Origin of the sequence: Frigoriflavimonas asaccharolytica, from assembly GCF_013294015.1 — a bacterium.
Lineage (GTDB): Bacteria > Bacteroidota > Bacteroidia > Flavobacteriales > Weeksellaceae > Frigoriflavimonas > Frigoriflavimonas asaccharolytica.
Map to the genome: position 1 here is coordinate 64704 of NZ_JABSNO010000005.1, position 26404 is coordinate 91107.

General features: G+C 32.7%; 26 protein-coding genes. 9 read left to right on the forward strand and 17 right to left on the reverse strand.

Annotation, left to right across the window (positions count from 1 at the left end; all coding sequences use genetic code 11):
* Nucleotides 1–40: 40 nt before the first annotated feature.
* From porT to HNQ03_RS04570, 3 genes are read right to left on the reverse strand one after another with little or no spacing between them, the layout of a single operon-like run.
* On the reverse strand, nt 41–823 hold the full coding sequence (porT, locus tag HNQ03_RS04560) for a type IX secretion/gliding motility protein PorT/SprT (RefSeq protein ID WP_173778483.1): 783 nt from the start codon (nt 821–823) through the stop codon (nt 41–43).
* 2 nt (nt 824–825) lie between these two features.
* Nucleotides 826–1545: a bifunctional demethylmenaquinone methyltransferase/2-methoxy-6-polyprenyl-1,4-benzoquinol methylase UbiE gene (ubiE, locus tag HNQ03_RS04565; protein WP_194305154.1), complete on the reverse strand. Its 720-nt coding sequence runs from the start codon at nt 1543–1545 to the stop codon at nt 826–828.
* A 5-nt stretch (nt 1546–1550) separates the two neighbouring features.
* Nucleotides 1551–2123 (reverse strand): hypothetical protein, encoded by a 573-nt coding sequence (locus HNQ03_RS04570; RefSeq protein ID WP_173778484.1) that lies wholly within the window; start codon nt 2121–2123, stop codon nt 1551–1553.
* Nucleotides 2124–2214: 91 nt separating this feature from the next.
* Between HNQ03_RS04570 and HNQ03_RS04575 the strand changes: the two genes are divergently transcribed.
* Nucleotides 2215–3285: a 3-oxoacyl-ACP synthase III family protein gene (locus tag HNQ03_RS04575; RefSeq protein ID WP_173778485.1), complete on the forward strand. Its 1071-nt coding sequence runs from the start codon at nt 2215–2217 to the stop codon at nt 3283–3285.
* A gap of 76 nt (nt 3286–3361) precedes the next feature.
* On the forward strand, nt 3362–4567 hold the full coding sequence (locus tag HNQ03_RS04580) for a metallophosphoesterase (protein ID WP_173778486.1): 1206 nt from the start codon (nt 3362–3364) through the stop codon (nt 4565–4567).
* Between the two features lie 254 nt (nt 4568–4821).
* Here the strand turns inward: HNQ03_RS04580 and HNQ03_RS04585 are convergent, their stop codons facing one another.
* Both HNQ03_RS04585 and HNQ03_RS04590 read right to left on the reverse strand, forming a co-directional pair.
* Nucleotides 4822–5784 (reverse strand): NAD-dependent epimerase/dehydratase family protein, encoded by a 963-nt coding sequence (locus HNQ03_RS04585; protein WP_173778487.1) that lies wholly within the window; start codon nt 5782–5784, stop codon nt 4822–4824.
* Nucleotides 5785–5933: 149 nt separating this feature from the next.
* A complete protein-coding gene (locus tag HNQ03_RS04590; RefSeq protein WP_173778488.1) occupies nt 5934–6338 on the reverse strand; it encodes a hypothetical protein in 405 nt (134 codons plus the stop codon).
* Nucleotides 6339–6973: 635 nt separating this feature from the next.
* Between HNQ03_RS04590 and HNQ03_RS04595 the strand changes: the two genes are divergently transcribed.
* Nucleotides 6974–7711, forward strand: coding sequence for a DUF6261 family protein (locus tag HNQ03_RS04595; RefSeq protein WP_173778489.1), 738 nt, complete (start codon nt 6974–6976; stop codon nt 7709–7711).
* A gap of 282 nt (nt 7712–7993) precedes the next feature.
* Nucleotides 7994–9682, forward strand: coding sequence for a gamma-glutamyltransferase (gene ggt / locus HNQ03_RS04600; protein WP_173778490.1), 1689 nt, complete (start codon nt 7994–7996; stop codon nt 9680–9682).
* Nucleotides 9683–9937: 255 nt separating this feature from the next.
* On the opposite strand, the gene HNQ03_RS04605 is transcribed toward ggt, so the two are convergent.
* The 6 genes from HNQ03_RS04605 to HNQ03_RS04630 form a co-directional block, all read right to left on the reverse strand.
* Entirely contained in the window at nt 9938–11362 is a 1425-nt protein-coding gene (locus HNQ03_RS04605) for an SDR family oxidoreductase (protein ID WP_173778491.1), read from the reverse strand.
* The gene (locus HNQ03_RS04610) at nt 11359–11844 is read right to left on the reverse strand and encodes an SRPBCC family protein (RefSeq protein WP_173778492.1); all 486 of its coding nucleotides are present in this window, start codon (nt 11842–11844) and stop codon (nt 11359–11361) included. The genes HNQ03_RS04605 and HNQ03_RS04610 overlap by 4 nt, the downstream gene beginning before the upstream one ends.
* A gap of 306 nt (nt 11845–12150) precedes the next feature.
* Nucleotides 12151–12600 carry a sterol desaturase family protein gene (locus HNQ03_RS04615; protein WP_173778593.1) on the reverse strand — a complete coding sequence of 150 codons (450 nt, stop codon included), beginning with the start codon at nt 12598–12600 and terminating at the stop codon, nt 12151–12153.
* A 2-nt stretch (nt 12601–12602) separates the two neighbouring features.
* Entirely contained in the window at nt 12603–13055 is a 453-nt protein-coding gene (locus tag HNQ03_RS04620) for a hypothetical protein (protein ID WP_173778493.1), read from the reverse strand.
* 123 nt (nt 13056–13178) lie between these two features.
* The gene (locus tag HNQ03_RS04625) at nt 13179–14021 is read right to left on the reverse strand and encodes a phytoene/squalene synthase family protein (RefSeq protein ID WP_173778494.1); all 843 of its coding nucleotides are present in this window, start codon (nt 14019–14021) and stop codon (nt 13179–13181) included.
* A gap of 49 nt (nt 14022–14070) precedes the next feature.
* On the reverse strand, nt 14071–15546 hold the full coding sequence (locus HNQ03_RS04630; RefSeq protein WP_173778495.1) for a phytoene desaturase family protein: 1476 nt from the start codon (nt 15544–15546) through the stop codon (nt 14071–14073).
* A gap of 89 nt (nt 15547–15635) precedes the next feature.
* Between HNQ03_RS04630 and HNQ03_RS04635 the strand changes: the two genes are divergently transcribed.
* From HNQ03_RS04635 to HNQ03_RS04655, 5 genes are read left to right on the forward strand one after another with little or no spacing between them, the layout of a single operon-like run.
* Nucleotides 15636–16316 (forward strand): TetR family transcriptional regulator C-terminal domain-containing protein, encoded by a 681-nt coding sequence (locus HNQ03_RS04635; RefSeq protein WP_173778496.1) that lies wholly within the window; start codon nt 15636–15638, stop codon nt 16314–16316.
* On the forward strand, nt 16304–17620 hold the full coding sequence (locus HNQ03_RS04640; protein ID WP_173778497.1) for an ABC1 kinase family protein: 1317 nt from the start codon (nt 16304–16306) through the stop codon (nt 17618–17620). The genes HNQ03_RS04635 and HNQ03_RS04640 overlap by 13 nt, the downstream gene beginning before the upstream one ends.
* 22 nt (nt 17621–17642) lie before the next feature.
* Nucleotides 17643–18353 carry an SDR family NAD(P)-dependent oxidoreductase gene (locus HNQ03_RS04645; RefSeq protein WP_173778498.1) on the forward strand — a complete coding sequence of 237 codons (711 nt, stop codon included), beginning with the start codon at nt 17643–17645 and terminating at the stop codon, nt 18351–18353.
* Between the two features lie 12 nt (nt 18354–18365).
* Nucleotides 18366–19007: a MarR family winged helix-turn-helix transcriptional regulator gene (locus tag HNQ03_RS04650; RefSeq protein WP_173778499.1), complete on the forward strand. Its 642-nt coding sequence runs from the start codon at nt 18366–18368 to the stop codon at nt 19005–19007.
* Entirely contained in the window at nt 19004–20302 is a 1299-nt protein-coding gene (locus HNQ03_RS04655) for a cryptochrome/photolyase family protein (RefSeq protein ID WP_173778500.1), read from the forward strand. Before HNQ03_RS04650 ends, HNQ03_RS04655 begins: the two co-directional genes overlap by 4 nt.
* 9 nt (nt 20303–20311) lie before the next feature.
* Here the strand turns inward: HNQ03_RS04655 and HNQ03_RS04660 are convergent, their stop codons facing one another.
* From HNQ03_RS04660 to HNQ03_RS04685, 6 genes are all read right to left on the reverse strand, one after another.
* Complete coding sequence (locus tag HNQ03_RS04660) at nt 20312–21652, reverse strand: M28 family metallopeptidase (RefSeq protein ID WP_173778501.1); 1341 nt, start codon at nt 21650–21652, stop codon at nt 20312–20314.
* A gap of 114 nt (nt 21653–21766) precedes the next feature.
* Complete coding sequence (locus HNQ03_RS04665; RefSeq protein WP_173778502.1) at nt 21767–21997, reverse strand: VF530 family protein; 231 nt, start codon at nt 21995–21997, stop codon at nt 21767–21769.
* 40 nt (nt 21998–22037) lie between these two features.
* On the reverse strand, nt 22038–22886 hold the full coding sequence (locus HNQ03_RS04670; RefSeq protein ID WP_173778503.1) for a diacylglycerol/lipid kinase family protein: 849 nt from the start codon (nt 22884–22886) through the stop codon (nt 22038–22040).
* A 64-nt stretch (nt 22887–22950) separates the two neighbouring features.
* Entirely contained in the window at nt 22951–24882 is a 1932-nt protein-coding gene (gene gyrB, locus HNQ03_RS04675) for a DNA topoisomerase (ATP-hydrolyzing) subunit B (RefSeq protein ID WP_173778504.1), read from the reverse strand.
* A gap of 194 nt (nt 24883–25076) precedes the next feature.
* Nucleotides 25077–25901: an OmpA family protein gene (locus HNQ03_RS04680; protein ID WP_173778505.1), complete on the reverse strand. Its 825-nt coding sequence runs from the start codon at nt 25899–25901 to the stop codon at nt 25077–25079.
* A gap of 31 nt (nt 25902–25932) precedes the next feature.
* Nucleotides 25933–26394 (reverse strand): hypothetical protein, encoded by a 462-nt coding sequence (locus HNQ03_RS04685; protein ID WP_173778506.1) that lies wholly within the window; start codon nt 26392–26394, stop codon nt 25933–25935.
* Nucleotides 26395–26404: the final 10 nt, after the last annotated feature.

Here is a 26404-nt window from a genome sequence, read left to right on the forward strand (position 1 = left end):
TTTTAAAAAAAACCCTCTTCAAATATGCTCACATTTTGTATTATTCAAATTTTAATACAAACATTATTGCTCTAGATTGCGCTGTAGAAAGTGCTGCTGTCCAGTATGGTGGAGTATTTACATTATCTGCAACAACTTCATTATTCATAAAGAATGTACCTCTAACTCCCGGCGTCAATTTAAATCTTTTGAAGTATAATTGAATTCCCATTTCCGCAGACCATGCAAAATTTTGCGTAGTTGAACGAAAAACTTGTTGCTGGTTATCATCATTGCTTGATGAGTTGGATTGCAAATTCACAATATAATTTACACCTGCAGCTGCATAAGGTCTAGAATTGTACCATCTATCTCCGTGAATTTCTATCATTACTGGAATATCTAGTAAGGTAGATTTTATATTTCTTACTTTGTCTTTATCCGTAAGAATTAGTGGTGTAAATGGAAGATTGGTAAGAGATCCTGCAGAATACAAATCATTAGATTGCGTATCAAAAGTGATTTCTCTCTCTACAAATTGCAAACCTGGCTCTATACGAAGATCAAAATTACTATTTAATTTAATTTTAGCTATCAATCCTGCACCAAAACCTGCTGTTCCTTTGGATGTGACTAAACTCTTGTTGAGATCTGTACCATATCTTGGATCTAGAACCAAATGATAGTCGTACACAACACCATTCAAATAAAATCCCCAAGAGAACTTTTGTTCATCTATAGATTCTAATCTATCCATCCTATCTCTGTTTCGGAATTGCGCATCTGCAAATGTTGCGAAACATAAAGAAGCTATCAAAAATGCTTTTAGTAAATTTTTATTCATAATTATTTAGTTGCTTTATAAATAGTGGCAATGCCCAAACTCAATTTTTTATATTCTACTTTTTTGAAACCAGTTTCTAAAAGTATAGACTTCATTTTTTCTCCGTATGGAAAAGTATTCACAGAATCTGGTAGATAAGTATACGCTCTATTATCTTTAGATATTAAACTTCCAATTTTTGGTAGAATATTCTTGAAATAAAACATATAAAATGATCCTAAAAATCCTTCAACTTTAGAAAATTCTAAAATGAAAATACTTTTATTATCTTTCACTACTCTTCTCAATTCCGAAAGTCCTTTTTCTAAATTTCCAAAATTTCTAACACCAAATGAAACCGTAACAGCATCAAAATAATTATCTTCAAAACGTAGATTTTCTGCATCTCCCTTTTCCATGGAAATTCTGCCGTCTAAATTAAGTTTTTTTATTTTAATAATGCCAACATTTAACATTTGTTGAGATAAATCTAAACCGATAACTTCTGCTTTCGTTCCTTTTTCTACAGCAATTGCGAGATCAGCTGTTCCAGTTGCTACATCTAAGACAAGCTTTGGAGGATCTTGGTTCATCCATTTCACAACTTTATTTCTCCACAATACATCTATTTTTAAAGATAGTACTCTGTTTAGAAAATCGTATCGTTCTGCAATGTTATCAAACATTTCTTCTACTTGCTCTTTTTTAGAGGTATCAGAATTATAGGGTGTTACTTGTTTCAATTGTATTATTTACTTGGATAATATTCTTTATAATAATTCAAAAAATCTTGTTTTCTAAAAATTTTAGATCTAGATTCTACTTTTTGTACATTTTTCACAATTGCATCATATTTCTCATCAATATTGTAATAAAATGCTTCTGTGTAAAGTGAGTTGAATTTTTTGGGAGAACCCAAATACAACTCATTATCAATGTTTGTTTTATCTAGCGTCAAAAGTAAGGAATCTTTCTTAATATTGTACCCGTAATATTGAGTATGTACAAAATAATCTTGATGCGTGATATTTATCAAGCCACGATATTTCTTTACTTCAAACGCAGAATCGTACAATAACTTTTTTTGTTTATCAAAAACTTGGATGTTATTTTTACCTTTATTTAAATCAACTTTAAAATATTGACCAGATGCTATTGTTTGCTCATTGCCATTATTAATTTTAAAATAATACGTGTCATTCGTTGGGTTATCAATCAAATATTCATTTTTCTTGGCTAAAAATAAAAAATAAATCGCAAATGCTGCGATGCAGACACCAAGAGAAATAAGAAGTCCTTTTGTAGAAGCAGTGATTTTCATAATTTTATTCTACTGCAAATTTAAGAATAATTTTACTTTTTGCTTATAAATTTTAATGATTAACTTTGTGCATAATTTTTTAAATTAAAATATGCCAAATACAATCATAATCGGTTCTGGAAGTTACCTCCCATCTAAAATTATTGGAAGAGATTTTTTTATGAATTCTGAATTTTATTCTGATGAAGGAGAAAAGCTTACCAAACCGAATGAAGAAATCATCCAAAAATTTGTAGAAATTACAGAAATTGAAAATAGAAGATATGTAGAAGACAATCAAAATAATTCTGATATAGCCTACGAAGCTGCGAAAGAAGCAATTGCAGATGCAGGCGTCAACCAAGAGGAATTTGATTATGTGATATTCGCCAGCAATTTTGGCGATGTTTCTGCGAAAGGCTACACGGATTTTGTACCTAATATGGCCGCAAGAGTTAAGAATAAATTAGGCATCAAAAATAGAAAGTGTATCGCTTATGATATGATTTTTGGCTGTCCTGGTTGGGTAGAAGCGATGATTTTAGCAGATCATTTCATAAAAGCGGGCACTGCAAAATTAATTCTAGTAATAGGGTCCGAAACATTGAGCAGAACCACGGATAAATATGATAGAAATAGCATGATATTCGCAGATGGAGCTGGTGCAGTTGTAGTGAAAGCTACAGAGGAAGAAGGTGTTGGTATTATCGCGCACAATACAATTTGTGACAATGCTATAGAACTAGACTACCTTATCAATAGTCCATCTGTAAACAAAAATGCAGATCAAGACCCTATTCATATTACCATGTTGGGTAGAAAAATATATGAATATGCACTTACAAATGTACCTGCAGCTATAAAAGAAACCATAGACGAGGCCGGACTTGGAATTCAAGATATAAACAAAATTTTGATTCACCAAGCGAATGCAAAAATGGACTATGCTATGATTAGCAGACTTTACAAACTATATAATGTCAAAGATTACGATCATGCAATCGCACCAATGACGATTCAAGAATTTGGAAACTCCTCCGTTGCAACCATACCAACAATGTATGATTTGATGAGAAAAGGAAAAATGGAGAATCAAACGTTTACCAATGATACCAATGTAGTTTTTGCTTCCGTTGGCGCAGGTATGCACATCAATTGTATCATATATAAATTTCCCAAATAAAATTTTCAACAAATTTTAATTCAAAAATAACAACCTCTTGCTATCATGGTTTGAGGTTTTTTATTCAAAAAAAATAATGCAAAAAAATATATTAATTGTCGCAGGAATTCTATTTGTTTTAGAATTTTATGTATACCAAGCATTCAAAACAATCACCGCCAATACCACCTTTCGTATCGCCTATTGGGTGCTAACTATTGGCGTTTATGGCGTACTTCTATACGAAGTTTTAAATGTGAACAGAGCAGATAGAGATCATCATAGAATACAGATTGTAGCCTCTATTTTTCTAATATTCATGATACCTAAATTGATGGTAATCTTATTTCTATTTGTAGACGATCTAATAAGATTGCTCAAATATATAACTACCATCTTTGCAAGTTCAGAGACTTATTATCCATCTAGAAGAAAATTTTTCAGCGTATCAGGTTTGGCAATTGCAGGTGTATTTGCAGCATTGGTGATAGATGGGATTATCTTTGGAAAATACCGCCACTTCGCAAGACAGGTTAAAATTAAAATACCAAATCTACCAGAAAGTTTTAAAGGATACAAAATTGTGCAAATTTCAGATGTTCATAGCGGAAGTTTTTTTCATCCAGAAAAATTGCAGCATGCCATAGATTTAATTAATGAACAAAAAGCAGATTTAGTACTTTTCACCGGAGATATGGTAAATAATTTCGCCGAAGAATTTCAACCATTCATCCCTTTATTTTCTACCATCAAAGCTCCAGATGGAAAACTTTCTGTACTAGGAAATCATGACTATGGAGATTATGCAGACTGGAAATCTCCCGAAGAGAAAGCCCAAAACATCCCAAAATTGATCCAATTTCAAAAAGAAGCTGGTTTTGAAATGTTGAGAAACGAGCATAGAATCATTGAGAAAAATGGAGAAAAACTCTACATTCTTGGTGTAGAAAATTGGGGCGAAAAACCATTTCCACAGTATGGAGATTTAGACAAAGCCTCTGCCGGAATTCCAGTAGAAGCGGCCAAAATATTGATGAGCCATGATCCTACACACTTTGATCGCGTGGTGAAAACCCACAAAAGCAACGTGCATCTCACCCTTTCTGGGCATACGCACGGAATGCAATTCGGGATAGATTTAAAAAATGTACGTTGGTCTCCAGTGCAGTTTCGCTATAAAAAATGGGCAGATTTATATGAAAGTGAAGGCAAAAACCTCTACGTAAATAGAGGTTTTGGAGTATTAGGTTTCCCAGGAAGAGTAGGCATTAAGCCAGAAATAACGGTGTTCACTTTGGAATAAAGTTTAAAAAATTAGCAAGTAGAAGGTTTTAAAGCTCGTTTAAATTTAATAAAGCCACAAAAGGTACAAGAGTTTAAGCAACTTGTAATCGTTTTAAAGAGAAGATAATCGTGTTTGATCTTATTTTATCTTTAAAAAGAATTATTTAAGCTCATCCTTTTGTTCCTTCTGTGGTCAAAACTTTTTAATTATAAAATTTAAACAAGCTCTTAATAAATTTAAACTTTCAACTTATCACTTCCTACTTTCTAAAGCTACTTCCCCAATTTCACTCTTAGGTTTTTCAGCATATCTTTCGTCATTTCTTCAAGTCCAAAAGTATAATTGAGGTTCCAATCCATTTTCGCTTTAGAATCATCTATAGAAGCTGGCCAAGAATCTGCAATCTGCTGGCGAAAATCTGGCTGATATTCCACTTCAAACTCAGGAATCTCTTTCTTTATTTCTGCCGCCAATTCTTTCGGCGTGAAACTCATGCCTCCCAAATTGTAAGAACTTCTCACCGTTATGTTTTCTTTTGGAGCATCCATTATTTGCAAAGTCGCATTGATGGCATCTTCCATATAAAGCATCGGCATTGCCGTATTTTCAGAAATAAAACTGGTGTAGTTTCCTTCTTCCAAAGCATCGTAGAAAATTTCTACTGCATAGTCTGTAGTTCCACCACCTGCTTCCGTTTTCCAAGATATTAAACCAGGATAGCGGATGCTTCTCACATCTACTCCATGCTTTTCTGCATAGTATTCGCACCATTTTTCCCCAGCCAATTTAGAAATACCATATACCGTTGTCGGGTTTAGCAATACCTCTTGCCCCACATTATGTTTTGGGATTCCTTTCCCAAAAACAGCGATAGAACTAGGCCAAAACAATTTCTGAATCATACCATCTTTTGCCATTTCTAGAAATTCCAGCAAAGGTTCTACATTCAATTTCCAAGCAAAAAGTGGTTGCTTTTCGGATGTTCCCGAGAGTAAAGAAGCGAGATGATAGACGGTTGTTATTTGGTAATCTTTTATTACTTGCTTCACCAATTGTGTATTGGTCACGTCCATTCTTTCGTAGAATCCTGCAGAAGTAAGGTTTTTGTCCCAACGATCTAGGCCAGAAGCGATCACATTTTCTGCACCGTGTATTTCTACCAATTTATTCGTAAGTTCCGTTCCTATTTGCCCTAGAGCACCTGTGATGAGTATTTTCTCCGTAGAATTTGCCATTGTAACTATTTTATTTAAAAGGTTCACAAAAATAGGAAAATAAAGGGGAATCTATGGTATTGATTTTTGGAAAATCAAATGAAATTAAGATTCCCATTTTTGATAAGGCAGCGTTTATCCTTTTCGTGTGAGTGGCAACTGTAAAAGGTTTACTTAGTAAATTTTATTTGAGACTTTTCTATTTCTGTTAAATTCTTTAACCATATTTGCACATTGGTATTCGAGAAACTAGCTTCTCCAAACTCAATATAAACATCATTATTAGATGAATTTAAATTTAATCTTGTAGGTGTTGTTATTTTATTTGCGTTAGCAAAACTCTGCATATAAAATTCTTGTTCTCTAGTCAATATTATTACACTTCGAAAAGCTTTACGTTTAAAAAAATTGTAATATCCCGCAATAATTAATGCATCATCAATAAAATAGAGGTCGGCTGTACGAAACAAAAAATTAAGATTTTTTCTTCCAATGGTTAATGAATTACATTGCACATTTTCTTTTTTATTAACTAATTTAAATTGAATTTTCTTTAATCCACGTAATGCTTCCACAACTTTTTTGTGAGAATAATATCTGTCCAAGAAAATAAGCAGAAAGAAAATGGGAAATACAATAAATGGCAAATAATTCATACAAACTTTTTTTTAATTACAGTAAAAACATTTTTGAATTAATAAAAAAAATGCAAATTTCCACCACTCTAAAGAAGTTCGTTTCATATACATCAACCATGTTTTACCCTTGCTAAAATAAATAAATTTACCAGCACACCATCCATCACAATCATTTAATTGCAAATAAACTAACAAATCTTCACCTACTTATACATGTACTAAATTATTCTAAAATTTATTGTCAACACATCAATATTTTACCTAATTTTGAGTAAAGCAAAAAGAGAAGATGTGGGCACTATTCAATTTATTTTTTATAGAATATCGTAAAGATGCCACCAAATTACCCGAAAACTTCAAACACCCTCGCAATAGGTTTTCGGAACTTCCCGAAAAGTTGTTGCACCCTCGTTTAGACCTTTCGGGAACCTCCGAAAGCTTCTCGCACCCTAGTAAGAGACTTTCGGACACCTCCGAAAACCTCCTTCACCCTAGCTTGGAACTTTCGGAGGAAAATCTTTAAAAAAAACGTTTTTTCATTTAATAATACATTTAACCTAAGAACAGAGAATATGAATTCCATTGACTTACCAAAACTCCGCAACGCAGAATATCTGCAATACATGAAAGATTTTGCGGGCATCATCAACCTGAATAATCCTGCTGCTTTGCAGATAGATGCCAAACTTTCGGCATTTAATGCTAAAACCGTGGAGCTGGAAAATTTATTTAAAAAAGCCCTTGCCAACGATCGCACCAAAGTAATACTCGCATTGGATGAAAGACGAGATGATGCCATCAACGGTATTTTCTTTTTTCTACAAGGTTATGCCTATCATTTTGAGGAAGATAAAAAGAGAAATGCACAATTGCTGCTCGCCAATATGAACATCTATGGCAGTGGTATTGCCCGCCAAAATTATCAATCTGAAACGGCAACGCTCAACAATATGATCCGCGATTGGGAAGAGAAAACCGATTTGAAAGATGCTGTAACATCTTTTGCACTGAACGCTTGGGTAGATGAATTGTCGGATGCCAACACGCAATTCAACACCGAATACCTTTCCCGAACACAGGAATACGGCGATGCGAACCCAGATACCATCAAATCTAAAAGAGAGGAAACCAATGATGCTTACTATGCGCTTCGGGATCGTATAGATGCGCTGCATACGTTGGTAGAAACCCCACCATCGCCTTATGCTACAGTGATTAATCAATTGAATGCTTTGACGGAGCAGTATAATGTGTTGCTGGTGAAGAGAAATGATGGGTTGCCACCGGAAGAGCCAGAGAATCCTGCTTAATTCTTTTCAACAATCAGTCATTGCGATCCCGATATCTATCGGGAGAAGAAATCCTTCAACGTCCGTCATTGCAATCCCGATAACTATCGGGAGAAGCAATCCATACGCACCGTACTACTGCATATAGGGGATTGCTTCGTTCCTCGCAATGACAGTGTGGGTGCAATGACAGTATGTGTATGTATGGATTGCTTCGTTCTTCGCAATGACAGTGTGGGGCAATGATAGCGTGGCGCTATGACGGTCGTGCATAACAATTTTTAATTCTAGTAAAACCAAATCATGTTTAAATCATCCTTCCTATTCCTCTTCCTCTTTTCTCAATTCTGCTTCTCCCAATTCACAGATTTCAATATTACCAAAGAAATTCATGTAAAGAATAAAGGTGTGGTGGTTTCTGCGCATCCTTTGGCGAGCGAAGTGGGTGCGAAAATTTTGCGCGAAGGCGGAAACGCTTTTGATGCGATGGTGGCAACGCAATTGGCTTTGGCAGTGGTTTATCCGCAAGCGGGAAATTTGGGCGGTGGTGGTTTTTTGGTGGCATCAAAAAGTGATGGTTCTACTTTTACGCTAGATTATAGAGAAACGGCGCCGAAAAATGCGACTAAAGATATGTATCTGGATAAAAATGGAAACGCCAATACCGATCTTTCTCAAGAAGGAAGATTGTCTGTGGGTATTCCAGGTTCTGTCGCTGGTTTTTTTGAGACTGCAAAAAGCGGAAAACTTCAGATGGAAAAACTTATTCAGCCCGCGATAGATCTTGCTGAAAAGGGTTTTGCCATCACAGAAAGGGAAGCGGATTTGCTGAATGCTCATCAAGAGATTTTTAACACAAACAATCCGAAAGGAACGGTTTTCTTTAAAAATGGTGGATGGAAATCTGGAGATTTTTTAATACAAAAACAATTGGCAGCAACTTTGAAACTCATTCAAAAAAATGGCGCAAGAGGTTTCTACGAGGGTGAAACGGCAAATTTAATTGTCGCCGAGATGAAACGCGGAAACGGCATCATTACTTTAAATGATTTGAAAGATTATAAAATTGTGAATAGAAAACCCCTCCAATTTAAGTATAAAGGTTTTGATATCATCTCTATGCCATTGCCTTCTAGCGGCGGAATTCTACTGGCACAAATGCTGAAAATGTCGGCATTTGAAAACCTTGAAAAGCACCAGCACAACTCTACCGAAGCCGTGCAAATAATGGTGGAAGCAGAAAGAAGAGCGTTTGCAGACCGCGCAGAATATATGGGAGATCCAGATTTCATCAATAATAAAACTGAAATGTTGATCTCTGATGCTTATCTAAAAAAGCGCTGGGAAAATTTTGATATCAATAAAGCTACTCCTAGTGCAGCAGTTGGGAAAATAGCAACACTTCTTAGCGAGTCTTTAGAAACCACACATATTTCCATTTTGGATAAAGAAGGAAATGCCGTTTCTGTAACCACAACTTTAAATGGATTGTACGGCAGCAAAGTGGTCGTTTCTGGTGCAGGATTTTTATTGAATAATGAAATGGACGATTTCTCTGTGAAACCGGGCGTTCCAAATATGTACGGCGCAGTTGGTGGTGAAGCAAACTCAATTCAACCTGGGAAAAGAATGCTTTCTTCTATGACGCCAACCATTGTTTTGAAAAATGGAAAGCCTTTTATGGTGGTGGGAACTCCGGGTGGAACTACCATTCCTACTTCGGTTTTTCAATCTGTGGTGAATGTGATTGATTTTAAATTTGATGCAAATATGAGCGTGAATGCACCGAAATTTCATCATCAATGGTTGCCAGAAACGGTAATGGTTGAAACGGGATTTCCAGTAAGTTCTATTAAAAATTTAGAAAAATTGAATTATAAAATTGAACATCGCAATCAAATTGGGAGAACGGAGATGATATTGGTGCAGAACGATGGTAGTGTGATAGGAGTTGCGGATGGACGTGGAGATGATTCTGTGGCAGCGGAATAGATTTTAAACATTGAATTTTTTCTAAACGCGCAGATTACAAAGAAATATTTTGCCTTCGTGCTTAAATTTAATTATGCATTTTACCATTAAGGAATTAAGAATCATTAAGGCGAATTTTCTTGTGGTGCTGATGGTCTTAAAGAAAATTTAATTAAAGTAAATTCATTATTACAATGTAATATTTAACCTTTGACAGAAGTTATATAAAAATTAAAATATTCGATTTATAATTTCCAATTTCAGACTTTAAAATGCTTACTTTTTTGCCAATTTCCGCAACATTCCTTTGAAAATAAATCCGTGAAATGGCAAAACCGAATACCAATACAATCTGCCGGATAAACCTAAAGGACGAAAAGTAGCATTTTGATATAAAATTCCATCAATTATTTTAAATTCTAACCAAGCTTCACCGGGAAGTTTCATTTCTGCAAATAGTAGTAATCGTTTTTCTGCTTTGCTAGAATATAATACGCGCCAGAAATCTATGGAATCTCCAGCTTCTACCTCAGTTTGGTTTCTTCGGCCTCGTTTTAAGCCTACTCCACCAACTAATTTATCCATATATCCACGGATTTCCCAGAGAAAATCTCCGTAATACCAACCTGTATTGCCACCAATACTAAAAATTTTGTTGATGCTTTCTTGCACATCATCTACTTTCATAGATCGAGAATCTTTGAAACAACCCTCATCTGGAACCTCGAGATATTGCCAAACATTTCTTTGGTGAAATTGGCTTGAAAATTCATCGTACCAACTGGAAAGTACGTTGTTTTGTTTTATTTTATCAAATGCCAAAACGATGGCTTCTTTATAACTAAATAATTTAATTCCAAAATCTTCTGCAAGCGCATTTGGTGTAGCTACAACATCAATCTTCATACTATCTACCAAGTTTTGTGCAAGAGAATATTGCGTAGATGTGATGAAATAGAGCCAATAAGAAGATAATTTTGGCGTCATGATAGGAACGGTGTAAATGTATCTCTTCAATTTTCGAACTTCGGCGTATTGCAAAAGCATCTCTTTGTAGGTGAGAATATCGTCTCCGGCTATATCAAAATGTTTGTTGTAGGTTTTTTCTACGCCCAAAACTTTTATTAAAAATTGCAGAACGTTGCGAATTGCAATTGGCTGGCACTTTGTTTTCAACCATTTTGGGGCGACCATTATTGGCAATTTCTCTACCAAATCTCGCACAATCTCGAAAGATGCGGAGCCAGAACCAACGATGATGCCTGCGCGAAGGCAGGTTAATGCATACTTTTCACTGGCTAATTTTTGTTCTACATTTTTTCTGGATTGCAGATGGTCTGATAAGATTTCTTCATTGATGATTCCCGTGAGAAAAACGACTTGTTTGACGTCTGTTTTTTCTATTGCTATTCTAAAATTTTGAGCAGACACGCTTTCCTTTTCCATAAAATCTGAGGAAGTAGCCATGGAATGGATCAGATAATAAGCAAAATCTATATCTTTCGGAAAATTTTGCAGTGTAGATTCATCCAAAAAATCATTTTCTATGATTTCTATTTGTCCTAAATTTTCCTCATATAGTTTTGTGCCAAATCTTCTTTTGTCTCGTACGGAACAAATAACGTGATGACCTTCTTTTAAAAGTTGGATGAGCACTCTTTTACCAATATATCCGGTTGCTCCTGTTAATAAAATTCTCATGATGGAAAAAGTTTATCCAAGATAGAAAATCTACCTTGGAAAATAGATTGAACTTTATTTTTGACAATTGCACCGCCAAATAAATCTCCTAGCAAACCTAAGGGCAATTTATAATTCACAATGTCCGTCATTTTTACTTTATCTTCTCCCACTTTTTCAAAATGATGCTCGTGGTGCCACATTGCATACGGACCAAAACGCTGCTCATCTACAAAATATTTTTTGTGTACTAAATGGGTAATTTCTGTAATCCAGTTGGCTTTAATCATGGGTAAAATACCAATTTCATAGGTGATTATTTGCCCCAGATATGTTTCGTTGGGAGGATTGTTGGTGATGGTGAAACCCATTTCTTCTGGAGTAATCTTATCTAAATTGGTTGGTTTTGAAAAAAAATCCCAAGCTTTATCTAGTGAAATTGGAAGAATTTGTTCGGAAGTTAAGGTGTAAATTCCAGATTGTTTGGTGATATTGAGTTTCATGAATTTCTAATTTTTATAAAATTATACCATTTATAATTTTAAAATTGTTAAATATTTTTTAAACCATTAAGGAATTAAGAATCATTAAGGTTTAATGATTCTTAAACTCTTAATGGTTAAATTCATTTAAGGTTAAAATATTGAATTATTAATTAATACTATTAATCTTTGCTATTTCAACTGGAAATATCTTTTAATTTATATATACTTTGCGCCCCGACTTGAGTGGAATTCCTTTTTTTTTCAAAAAAAATAATGGGAACGGAAGGCGGAATATGGCGCCCAAAAAATTTGCTTAAAAAAATATTACATTCTGAAATATTTGATTGGAACGTATAACATTCCAAAACATTCTCCCTCTTCTTTTCCTAAATGTTTGTGGTGTATTTTGTGTGCTTTTCTTAGACCTCGCAGATATTTGTTGTTGGTTTTATCAAACCATTTGAATCTTCTGTGAATGAGCACATCGTGAATGAAAAAATAGGCCATTCCGTAGAATAATATTCCTAAACCTATAAAAAACAGGTAATTGATGCCATACCAAGTTCCGAAATAAAATAACGTTATACTTGGAATTGCTCCGAAAACGAAGAACCAATCGTTTTTTTCGAAGACGTGAGGATAACCAGGTTGGTGGTGATCTTCGTGAAAATACCAGCCAAAACCATGCATGATGTATTTGTGTATGAGCCAAGTTGCGCATTCCATAAGTACAAATGAGACAATCGTAATTGAAATATAAAATAATATCAACATCATTATAACTTTAAATAATTTTTAATTTCTTTTTTTAATACTTCATCATTCCAATCTTGGAAATTATTTTTGATGAACGTTTTGTCTTCTTCTATATTTTCGTAATATCCGAGAAGTTTCGGCATTTCTGATTGTGATAATAATCGGAAAAATCTTATTTCTACATTTTTTGGTTGCAATTGTATGGCTTTATCTAATTCTGTTTTGCCTTTTTTAAAATAAGACATTTTGGATATCGGATTGAAGACGTGCTTTGCCATAAATAAATTTCCTACACCAGAAAAAGCAAGATAAATAGGCTGTTGCGTATTTGCAAAGTCTTTGGTTGCATTTTTAATTAATTCTTTTGCTGCGGAAGTAGAATTTTCTGCTTTTGCGCATTGCTCTTTATATTGCATAGTAGATTGTGCGTTTATAAAAGTTGAAAACAAAAGAAAAAATAGTAGATTTTTCATATGTACATTTTACTTAATGGTCATATAAAATCGCCCTACTTAAATTTCTATTTATTTCACAAACCATATTTTTATCCAATTTGACAGATTTTATTTTTTTTTGCAAAATTTCTAGGGCCGATTTCAAACCAATTTGAGGTTTTTATTCAAAATCATTTCCCCCAAAAGGTATGCCTTTCTTGCGTTTGAAACTCTAATTCTTTTTGATAATAATATTTCTGGTTCCGTATTGCGAATTTTTTTGAATAAATTGATGTAATATTTGTACGCCATATAAACCGCAAATTTACTGGTGACAGGCAATAATTTGATCCCGATTAACGCATTTTCAAAATCTTTTGCAATATCTAATTCTATTTCTTGTTTATCTCTTAAACTGAATTTTTGAAAATCAACTTTTGGAAAATAAGTTCTGTTTAAAACGTGAAAATCTGCACGGATATCTCTCAAAAAATTAATTTTTTGGAACGCCGCACCCAAACTTTTTGCGTAAGGTTCTAATTCTTCATATCTCTTTGGATCTGCGTTCACAAAAACTTTTAGACACATCAAACCTACCACTTCTGCGCTTCCATAGATATATTCTTCGTATTGTTCTACGGTTTCATATTTAATATCTTCCAAATCCTTGTACATAGAATCCAAAAAAGCATCTATATATTGTCTCTCAATATTGTATTTTTTCACTGTATAAGCGAATGAATGAAGAATCGGATTCAGGGAAATTCCTTTTGCTAAAGCATCGTTTAATTGCAAAACGAAATCATCCAAAAGTTCTTTCTTTGGATAGTCGTGAAAACTATCTACAATTTCGTCCGCAAAACGAACGAACCCATAAATATTATAAATTCCCTCACGAATATCTGTAGGAAAAAGTAAAATTGCACGCGAAAATGAACTACTATAAGCTTGTGTTACGAGTTTGCTACAATTAAAACTTACTGAATTATGAAGATTTTGAACCATGCATTATGTTATATTTCTACTAAATTTATATAAAAGTACTTTTTAACTTCTAATTTTGAAAACTATTTGCTTTAATTTTTTTTAAAATATAATCTGTTACTACTTTTCCAGATATTAAAGCGGGTGGAACTCCAGGACCAGGAACAGTAAGCTGTCCTGTGTAAAATAAATTCTTAATTTTTTTATTATCTATTTGTGGTCTTAAAATGGATGTTTGTAATAGCGTATTTGCAAGTCCATAAGCATTTCCACGGCAAGAATTATATCTATCTTTAAAATCCTGTACTCCGAAACTTTTCTTAAAGATAATGGAATTTCTCAAATTTTCGCCAGTATTTTTTTCAAATCTTTCTAAAATTTTCTCAAAATACTCGTCATGAATTTCTGGAGAATCTACTAAATCTACCGCGACTGGAATTAAAAAAAATCCAACGTCTTTACCTTCTGGTGCTAATGTATCGTCTGTTTTTCCAGAAAAATTTGCGTAAAACAAAGGTGCTTTTGGTAGTTTAGGATGATCATAGATTTCTTCTGCGTGTGCTTCAAAATCTGTATCAAAGAAAAGATTGTGATGTAATGCGCTTTTTATTTTTTTATCAAAAGCTACGTAATATAAAAAAGAAGATGGTGCAAATGTTTTCTTTTGCCAATAATTCTCGGAATAATTTTTCTCCTCTTGCTTCAACAATTTTTCTGTGTGCGCATAATCCGCACCAGAAATTACAATATCCGCCTTATAAGAATTTTTTGAAGTAATAACATTTGTCACCACTCCATTTTCAGTTTGAAGTTTTTTCACTTCTTCTTCAATCACAAATTCAACACCCAATTCTTTCGCTAAATTAAAAATACCTTTTGCAACAGCATTAAAACCACCTTTCGGATACCAAGTTCCCATACCAAAATCAGCAAAGTTCATAAAATTATAAAAAGCGGGAGTATCTGAAGGTTTTGCACCCAAAAATAAAACTGGAAATTCTAAAATACTGCGAAGTTTGCTATTCTTAATATTTTTTCTCACAGATTGTGAAATATTTTGTACAAATAAAGGTAAGCGAATGGCAGTATCCCAAGAAACAAGCTCTAACAAAGATTTCCCTGGATTATAAACCACATCTTGCATTGCAATCTTATAGTTTGCTTCAGATTTTTTCAAAAAATTTCTTAAATGCTTGCCACTCCCCGTTTCAATATTTTCAAAAGTTTGAATTATTTTTTCTGGTTCATCTTCAATATCTATATAATCTTGCTCTCCAAAATAAACTCTATAAGCTGGCGATAATTTTTCCAAGTGATAATAATCTGTAACTTTCTTACCAAAATCACTGAAAAATTTCTCAAAAACATCTGGCATCCAATACCAACTTGGACCCATATCAAAATGAAAACCTTCTATTTCTAGCATCGATGCTCTACCACCAATTTGTTCATTTTTCTCTAGAACAAGCACTTTGTGTCCAGCTTTTGCCATGTAACAAGCAGATGCTAAAGAAGAAAAACCAGAACCAATAATAATAACATTCATACGTCTCAGAAAATATTAGCACAAAAATATACTTTTTTTTTAAAATTAGAAAATATTTTTACTACTTTTGTATCATAAAATTTATACTTATGGAAGAAACGAATATAAAAAAAATAATATTAGAAAGCTATTCAAATTTTATTTTAGAAAACAATCATCCACCAAAAAATGTTTTTATTTTTTGCAACCATATTGATTTAACGGAAAAAGAATTTTATCAATATTTTGCAAACTTCGAGGAAATAGAAAAGGAATATCTTATTTATTTTTTTGAGGAAAGCAAAACCTTAATCATCGGAGATGAAAATTATTTACAAATTGAGGGTAATGACAAACTACTTTCCCTTTACTATACTTTTTTCGAACAATTGACTTTGAATAGAAGTTTAGTTCTTTATCTATTTAATAAACATAAAAGTCCTTTGAAACAGTTCGTCTTGTTTTCAAAGTTAAAGTCTTCATTTTTACATTTTGTAGAAGGTTTGAATCTGCAATCGTTTGATATGAATGCAACAATGCAAGATGTAGAAAAACTAGCAAAATTACAAAAGAAAGGTGTAGAAGAAATTTTTTGGGGAAATTTTGCTGCCACTTTTAAATTCTGGATGGAAGATAAATCTCCATCTTTTGAAAAAACAGATTTATTTATAGAAAAATCAATAGCTGCAAGTTTAGAATTAACAGAAGCTGAACCTTTCAAAAAATTAGTCGATTTTGGCAAATTTATTTTGAAAGAACAAATAACAAAATATAAAGCATGCAAACCTTAGATAAAATACCAACATCAAAAATACAGAGAGCTAGTAAATTAATTACAACTGGTGCAAAACTAGGCGTAAATTATTTAAAATATTATGGCGAAAAAATAACAAAAACTGAAGAAGAAGCCAAAAGTAATTTAGATAAAAACAACGCAGAAGATATCTACGACAGTTTGAAGGAATTGAAAGGAAGTGCGTTGAAAGTTGCTCAAATGCTAAGCATGGAGAAAAACATATTGCCAGAAGCTTATGTAGAAAAATTTTCGCTCTCTCAATTTTCTGTACCGCCACTATCTGCGCCACTAGTACAAAAAACTTTTAGAAAATATTTTGGAAAAAATCCTAGCGAAATTTTTGACGAGTTTGATCTAAATTCTGTGAATGCTGCAAGTATTGGCCAAGTGCACAAAGCTAAAAAAGATGGTAAAAACTTAGCCGTAAAAATTCAATATCCTGGAGTTTCGGATAGTATTTCCTCAGATTTGACAATGGTAAAACCTATTGCCATCAAAATGTTTAATATTCGAGGGAAAGATTCTGATCAATATTTCAAAGAGGTTGAAAATAAATTGTTGGAAGAAACGGATTACATTTTAGAATTAAAACAAAGTAGAGAAGTTGCAGAAAATTGCAAGAATATTCCCAATCTTCTATTTCCAGAATACTATCCAGAATTTTCTACAGATCGCATCATCACGATGGATTGGATGAATGGAGTTCCACTTTCAGAATTTTCTAAATCCAATGCTTCTCAAGAAAATCGTCAAAAAATTGGGCAAACATTTTGGGATTTTTACATGTATCAGCTTCATATCTTAAAAAAAGTACATGCAGATCCTCATCCAGGAAATTTTTTGGTTTCAGAGAATTCTGAATTAATAGCGATAGATTTTGGATGTATGAAAAATATTCCGATGGAATTTTACACTCCTTATTTTGAATTATCAGACAGATCAAATTTGAATAATCCAGAAATTTTTCAACAAAAACTTTTTGCTTTAGAAATATTACGAGAAGACGACTCTGCAGAAGAACGCGCTTTCTTCTCCGAAATTTTCAAAGAATTATTATTTTTATTCACACAACCTTTACAAGATGAATATTTTGATTTTTCTAACGAAAAATTCTTCCAAGACATTGCAGATCTTGGTCAGAAATATGCGAAAAATACACAACTGAAAAAAATGAATGGAAATAGAGGAAGCAAACATTTCATTTATATCAACAGAACTTTTTTTGGTCTGTATAGTTTAATGCATGATATTGGTGCAAAAAATATAGAAATCAATCATTATTTGAAATACATTTCTTAAATATAATCTAAACTAAATATTGATGAACGAATCTAAAAAAAATATAATAGTAATAGGAGCTGGAAAAGGAATAGGATTAAAAATTGTAGAAAATTTAGCTTTACAAAATTCTGTTTATGCGCTCTCAAGAACTTCTACAGAAGAAATTAAAAATCTAAATGTAAATTTTCATCAATTTGATGTCTTATCAGATACCTATGATCAATTTGAATTTCCAGAAGAAATTCATGGATTGGTATATTGTCCAGGAAGTATTAATTTAAAGCCTTTCAACAGATTGTCTGAATCAGATTTTATAGAAGATTTTCAAATAAATTTTTTGGGAGCTGTAAAAGCCGTTCAGCACTTTTTGCCAGCTTTAAAAAAATCTAGAAATGCAAGTATTGTATTTTTTAGTACAGTTGCTGCAAAAATTGGAATGCCATTTCACGCTTCTATTGCAAGCAGCAAAGGTGCAATAGAAGGATTGACCATAAGTTTGGCTGCAGAATTATCAAATTTTAATATTCGGGTGAATGCAATTGCACCTTCGTTAACAAACACTACATTAGCGGAAAAATTACTATCATCTCCGGAAAAAATGGAAGCTTCTGCAAACAGACATCCATTGAAAAGAGTAGGCAATCCAGGAGAAATGGCAAAAATTGCAAGTTTTCTTTTATCTGAAAATGCATCTTGGATTACAGGACAAGTAATTGCTGTTGATGGTGGAATGGGAAGTATTAAAAATTAAAAAAAATACAATATGGAAATAGATTTAGCAATAGACGTACTGAATGAGGTAAAAGCTTTTCAGTCGAAAAACCACAAGAGCAACCTTTCTATAGAAGATTTTAGAAATTTTTTGAATGAAAAAGCTTACGAGAAAGAAACACCAAAACGCCTTACCGATAAATATAATATTGTTGCGAATGACGTAGAAAACGAAATAGCAAAACAGACTATTTTGTTGAATAGATATGCAAAATTATTGATGAAAAAGGCATTGCATGACTTTCCAGATTTAGTGAATGAGGATTTCACCTATCTTTTTCGTTTAATGGATTTTGATTCTCTTACGAAAACCCAATTGGTAGAAAAAAATGGTCACGAAAAACAAACAGGTATAGAAATTATCAAAAGATTGGTGAAAAATAATTTAATAGAAGAATTTCCAGATCTTGAAGATAAGCGCAGCGTGAGGATTTCTGTAACAGCAAAAGGAAAAGCAATTTTTGCAGAAAGTATGGACAAAATAACTTTGGCTTCTAAAATTATTTGCGGCGATTTTGATATTAAGGAAAAAGAAACATTTTTGAATTTATTAAAAAAATTAAATCTGTTTCATCATACTTTATACAGTACGATGCGAAATGAAAATATACACGAATTGGAAAAAATGGTATGAAAGATATAAATATTTTTTGGTTTCGAAGAGATTTGAGATTAGATGATAATCATGGATTTTATCAAGCTTTGAAGGGCAAATTACCCGTTTTACCAATTTTTATTTTTGATGAAACTATACTTGAATTATTGCCAAATAAAAAAGATGCCCGTGTAGAATTTATCTACAATTCTTTGGAAGAAATGAATAAAATTCTTGAAACTGATGGACATCAGATTCAGTATTTTCTTGGGAAACCTGAAGAAATATTTGAAGAATTAAACAAAAAATATAATCTTAAATGTGTTTTCGCTAATGAAGATTATGAACCTCAAGCAATAGCAAGAGATGTAAGGATTAAAGAACTTTTAGAACATCATCAATCTGATTTTCAATTATTTAAAGATCAAGTTATCTTTCATAAAGATGAAGTGATGAAAGCTGATGGAAAACCTTATACAATCTACACCCCATATTCAAAAATTTGGCTAAAACTTTTCAAAGAATCGAATTTAGAGGAATTTCCTTCGATAAAATTACTTGAAAATTTACTTCCATTTTTTAATAAGAATATGACTCTTCAAGATATTGGTTTTGAAGAAACTAGCATTCCTTTTCCTGAGGGTAATGTGACTAAAAAACAAATACAAACTTACGACGAAAATAGAAATTTGCCCGCAAAAGATGCAACTACAAGGTTATCTCTTCATTTAAGATTCGGTACTAAAAGCATACGGAAAATAATAAAAGAAACTAAAGATTTAAACGAAGTATTCTTAAAAGAATTAATCTGGCGAGAATTCTTTATGCAGATTTTATATCATTTTCCAAAAGTGGTCCATAATAATTTTAAATCTAAGTACGATGGAATTGAGTGGAAAGAAAACGCAGAAGATTTAAAAAAATGGTGCGAAGGAAAAACAGGTTTTCCTATTGTAGATGCGGGTATGCGAGAACTGAACACAACGGGATTTATGCACAATAGAGTACGTATGATCACTGCAAGTTTTCTGGTAAAAGATCTTCTGATAGATTGGCGAGTTGGGGAAGCTTATTTTGCAGAAAAATTATTAGATTACGAACTTTCTTCTAACAACGGAAATTGGCAATGGGCAGCTGGAACTGGTTGCGATTCAGCACCCTATTTTAGAATTTTCAATCCAACATCCCAACAAGAAAAATTTGATCCAGATTTTAAATATATTAAAAAGTGGGTTCCAGAATTTGGAACAGATTTGTACCCAAAACCTATCGTAGATCACAAAGAAGCGAGATTGCGAACATTGGACGCTTATAAAAAAGGTCTGCAAGATTAGGAATTAGCATTATCTTTCAACTTCAGGAACTACCGGTAAGCTTTCATTGCCACTTTCAGAAACACTTTGAACCGCAAAGAAATAATTGTCTTTTGAATACGGAATTTTAATTGCTAAATCTTTGGTGAAAATTTTCTTTTGCCACATAGACTGGTCGGTTTCCCTTATCAAAATATAGTATCCATTTACCTTTCCAACTTCAGGTGAAGTCCATTTTAAGCTCGTAAAATTTGATAATTCTTTCACTTCCATTTTTACGTTTTCTGGTGCAGAAGGTGCTTTTGCAAGATTGGAAAGTATAGAAACATTGACGGCGGTATTTTTTCGTAAATATTCAAAATCCATAAATTTTGTTAAATCACCCAATTCTACATTTTTTTCTGTGCGTAAATCTTGATGTTGATGGTCAAAATTTTCATTAAAATCTGTAAAACGAATTGCAGCAAAACCCGCTTCCACAAAAGGAGTATGATCGCCACCTCTTAAAAAACGGTCGTTTCTATAGATCAATTTCATTTCTAAATTATCAATATATCTTTCGCCTATTTCTTTGGAATATCTTGCCAATTGCCTTGGGTTTCCGTCATTTTCCAAACCATAAGCACGAATTGTTTTTGCTTTTTTGTCTAAGTCTACAAACGGCAAACCTTCGCTGAAAATTCTTAGTTGGGTATTGGTTATATTCTTTGTGTCAGAAGCTTCATTGTTGCCAATCATATCATTGTTCAGCATTGCAACTACATTCCATTTTTCTTTTAAGGCTCTATCAGAAAGCATTTTTGCTCCTAAAAGTCCTTGTTCTTCGCCGGAAACAGCTACAAAAACAATAGTTGCAGGAAAATTTGATTGAGATAAGATTCGTGCAGATTCAATAACAGCAGCTACTCCACTTGCATCGTCATTTGCGCCGGGAGCATCATCTTTAAAATTTAAAATATCTGAAACTCTAGAATCTAAATGCCCAGAAATAATGAAAACACGATTATCATTTGGGTCGGTTCCTTTCAATATTGCTGTAGGATTTCCAAGATTTGTCAATTTTGTAATTCTTTTACCATCTGCTTGCAAATCTTCGTTTTGAAGTTCTACAACCATTCTTCCGCCAGAATTTTTCGCATAATTTTTAAATTGAGAAAGTACCCAATTTCTTGCAGCGCCAATTCCACGTTTTTTATCTGTAGTAGAACTCATGGTGTGTCTTGTACCGAAACTCACCAATTTTTCTACATGAGATTGTAAAGAATCAGCATTTACTTGAGATGTATAAATTGAAATCTCAGGATCTTTTTTTACTATAGTTTGTCCAGAATAAAAACTAGCTGCTAATATAAAAAGGAAATATTTTTTCATTTCGAATTATTTAATATAGAAAATTGGATTGAATATTATTGTAAAACTACTGAGTTAAGAATTAATTGGATTTTTTTTAAAATTAGAAAGTCTGATTACTTTCCTGATTAGTTTTTATAAATTTTTCTGTCTCAAAACATAAAGATACAAACTTTCTACTTTGGTTCTTGCCCAATCTGTTTTTCTTAAAAATTTTAAGGAAGATTTTATGCTTGGATTTTCATTAAAACATTTAATGTTAATCTGTTTTCCCAATTCTTCAAAACCATTGTAATAATCTACTAATTCCTCCAAAATAGTATCTAGTCTTTTTCCGTGTAATGGATCTTCTAATTTTTGATGCATATATAAAAATAAATGGTGATTGGTGCTGATGTTTTGATAATTAAACCAAAACACGCAAGCTTTTCGGTACTATTTTGATGTGAACTGGTGAAGAAATTTGATTATATTCTCCATCTAAATGCCAGTTTTGGGTATTTATTTTAAAAGAAATTTCCGATGTTGAAATGTAGGTTAAAAACTTGTTGGATTGCAGGGTTTTGTTAAACAATTGATATCCAAACTTTGCAAAATAGTAGAAAGGAAATTTTTTCACCAAAGCAATTTCTAATATCCCGTCTGTGTAATCTGCCTTTGGTGCGATGAACGCATTATTTCCAAATTGTTTGGTATTCGCAAGATTAATCATCAAATATTTACCATTAAAACTTTTATATTTTGTTTCAAATTCAACCTCAATTGGTTTAAAACTTAAATAATTTTTAAGAGAAATTTTAGCATAATTAAATAGACCTCGATTTGTTTTCTCAAAGTCCTTCACCACTGCACCATCAAAACCAACACCAGAAACGTTGATGGAAAGCCTTTCATTGATGGTAAAAGTATCTATTTGTATGCTCTTTTTTACTTTAATTTTTTGTAAAAGTAAATCTAAGTCTTTTGTAAAATTTAACTCTCTCGCAAATCCATTTCCAGAACCGGCGGGAAAAGCTGCAAGAATTTTATCTGTATTGATAAGCTCTTTTGCAATGGTAGAAATGGTACCATCTCCACCCACAGCTACAAATATATCTACATTATCCCAATTTTTTTTAATAAAACTTTGAGAATCTTTTATTGATTTTGAAATTGAAACTAATGGATTTTCAACCTTATCCTCCAGTAATTTTACGAAACTATGATATTCTTTTTTTGCCGAAAATGGATTGATAATGAATGCTACATTTTTCATAATTTAAAATATTTTAAAAAAAAACCGCCCAAAAAATTGAACGGTCTATATATTTTAAAAAAAATTACACATCAATATTTGCATAGATTGCATTTTTTTCAATAAATTCTCTTCTTGGTGGAACTTCATCTCCCATCAACATAGAAAATACTTTGTCTGCATCTGCAAGACTTTCAATATTTACTTGTTTTAGCATTCTAAACTCTGGATTTAATGTTGTATCCCACAATTGCTCAGGATTCATTTCCCCCAAACCTTTGTAACGCTGTAATTCTACCTTTCCATCTGGTGAAAGTTCAAACGTAATTCGTTCTCTTTCTTTTTCATTATAAGCGTACACTTTTTTACTACCTTTTTTTATTAAATACAAAGGAGGTTGCGCTATGTAGATGTAGCCTTGCTCTATCAATTCCTTCATATATCGGAAAAAGAAAGTCAAAATCAAAGTAGAAATATGCGCACCATCAATATCAGCATCACACATAATGACTACTTTATGATACCTTAATTTACTTAAATTCAATGCTTTACTATCTTCTTCTGTTCCCACGGAAACTCCAAGCGCAGTGTATATGTTTTTAATCTCTTCGTTTTCATACACCTTATGAACCATAGATTTCTCAACATTTAAAATCTTACCTCGTAAAGGCAAAATTGCTTGAAAATGACGATCTCTACCTTGCTTTGCTGTTCCACCTGCAGAATCTCCCTCTACTAGAAATAATTCTGAAATTGCAGGATCTTTGGAAGAGCAATCAGATAATTTACCTGGCAAACCTCCACCTCCCATCGGAGATTTTCTTTGCACCATTTCTCTTGCTTTCTTAGCTGCTTGTCTTGCTTTTGCGGCCAAAACAACTTTCTGCACGATAATTTTTGCTTCTGTAGGATTTTCTTCTAAAAAATTAAAAAGCATCTCACCCACAATTCTATCAACTGCTCCTGCAACTTCTGAATTTCCTAATTTTGTTTTGGTTTGTCCTTCAAATTGAGGTTCCATAACTTTCACAGAAATTACGGCGGTCAAACCTTCTCGGAAATCGTCTCCGGTTATTTCTACTTTTTCTTTTTGTGGAATTCCCAATTCATCTGCGAACTTTTTCAGTGTTCTCGTCAAAGCTCTACGGAAACCTGCAAGGTGAGTTCCACCTTCGTGCGTATTGATATTATTTACATAAGAATGCAGATTTTCTGTGTAGGAAGTATTGTATCTCATCGCAACTTCTACAGGAATATCATCTTTATCGCCTTCCATGAAGATGACGTTTTGCATGATGGATTCTCTATTACCGTCTATATACTCTACAAACTCCTTCAAACCTCCTTCGGAATGGAAAACTTCTGAGGGAAAACTTCCGTCTTCTTCAGGTTTTCTTTCATCCACTAAAGTAATCGTTATTCCTTTATTTAAAAAAGAAAGCTCACGCAATCTATTGGCTAAAGTATCGTAATTATAAATTAATTCTTGAAAAATAGTGCCATCTGGTTGGAAGAAAATCTCTGTTCCACGCTCATCTGTAGTTCCTATTTCTGCAACATCTGCTAAAGCTTTTCCTTCGGAATATTTTTGCTGATATAATTTCCCATCGCGGCTAACGGTTGCAATAAGAAGCGTAGAAAGTGCATTCACACAAGAAACACCTACTCCATGCAAACCACCAGAAACTTTGTAAGAATCTTTATCGAATTTTCCACCCGCACCAATCTTGGTCATTACCACTTCTAGTGCAGATTTTTGCTCTTTTTCGTGCAAATCTACTGGTATACCTCGGCCATTATCTTTTACAGAAATACTCTCACCATCGTGAATGGTTACTAAAATAGTATCACAATATCCTGCTAAAGCTTCATCAATCGAGTTGTCTACAACCTCGTACACCAAATGATGAAGACCGCGTAAGCCAACATCTCCAATATACATGGATGGACGAAGACGAACGTGTTCCATTCCTTCTAAAGCCTGTATACTACCAGCATTATAATCTTTCTGACTCATAAATATTTTTTCTAATTGAATTCTATAACGTTTTAATATATATTTGAATGTGCTAAAAACACAGACTTACAAATATCGTCTTTTTTATTGGATTGTGAAAGGAATACTAGCCCTAATTGTCCGCGAATTGCCAGAAAATTCTTTAAATATTATACGATATTTTGAAGAATTTAATGTTAATGAAATTCCACCAATCATTTATCAATCAGCATAATTTCTACTCGCCTATTTCGGGTCATATCCATTTCTGTAACTTCTGGATAAACCACCGGATTGAGATGTCCGAGACCAATAATTTGAATTCTATTTTCCGCAATACCTTGTTTTAAAAGAAAATCTTGGATGGCTTTTGCTCTAGTCCAAGATAGGTTGAATGTGCCGAGATCCAAATCTTCACCATCAAAATTATCATATTCACAGCAGATATGACCTTGTAATTCTACGATTAAACTGGGATTGTCTCTTAATTTTTTGTACAATTCTCCCAATTGATAATAACTTTGTGGCAACCAAACATGGCGACCTCCAATAAAATTGACATCTGGAAGCGAAAATGTATCCTTCACTTTCATCAATGCTACTTTTACATTCAAAAAATTGGGCAAATCTTTGCGCGATATTTTTTCGCCAGGTTCAAATTTTCTTTCGATAAAAATATCTACTCTTCTATTTTTCTGTTTTAGACCTTCTGTAGAATTATCGTTAATTTGTTTGGTTTCACCTAAACCAATTGTATTTCCGATACTTAAATTTTCGCCAATTCTGGCTTGTAAATAATCTTGCACTGCTTTCGCTCTTCTATCAGACAAGACTTTGTTTGCTTCTGCAGAACCTGTAAAATCTGCGTTTCCGAAAATTCTAAATGTCAAGGAAGCTTTTAAATTGGCTAAACTATCTAATTTTGATTTTGAAATTGGGTTTAAATCTGCTTTGTTGGTTTGGAAATAGAGGGATTGTATTGTTTGGGCAGAAACAAAACTACTTAAAAAAAATAAAAATTTCAGAATTATATTTTTCATATTTAAAAATAGTTAAATTTTAAAATAAAATTTATTCACCCCAAATATTGAACATTTTCAATTTTGAATTTTCTTTATTGATGAATAGAAAAGCATTATTTTCGGTACTTATTTCGGTGTCGGCTTTTAATTTTAATAAATCGGTCTGAAAAATATAAATCGTGGCATCTTTGAAATCAGAATTAATCAAATTATTTTGATTTATTAACTGGAACGAAAAATCAGAACTGTTCTCATTTAAAATTCCATTTTTTACTTTCAAACTATCTTTTAAATTCCAACCATTTTCAAAAGCAAATTTTAAAAAATCTGATTTATCAATATTCTGCAGATTATTATCCCAAATAATTTCCGCAGTTCCACCAAAAGGTCCTTGATCAGAATTTTCAGTTATAATTAAATCTGAATGAAAATCTTGCCAAAACTTTGCAGGACTTATTTTTGAACAAGAAATTAAAATACAAAAAATGGATAATACAAAAACTTTTTTCATTTGTGAAAAT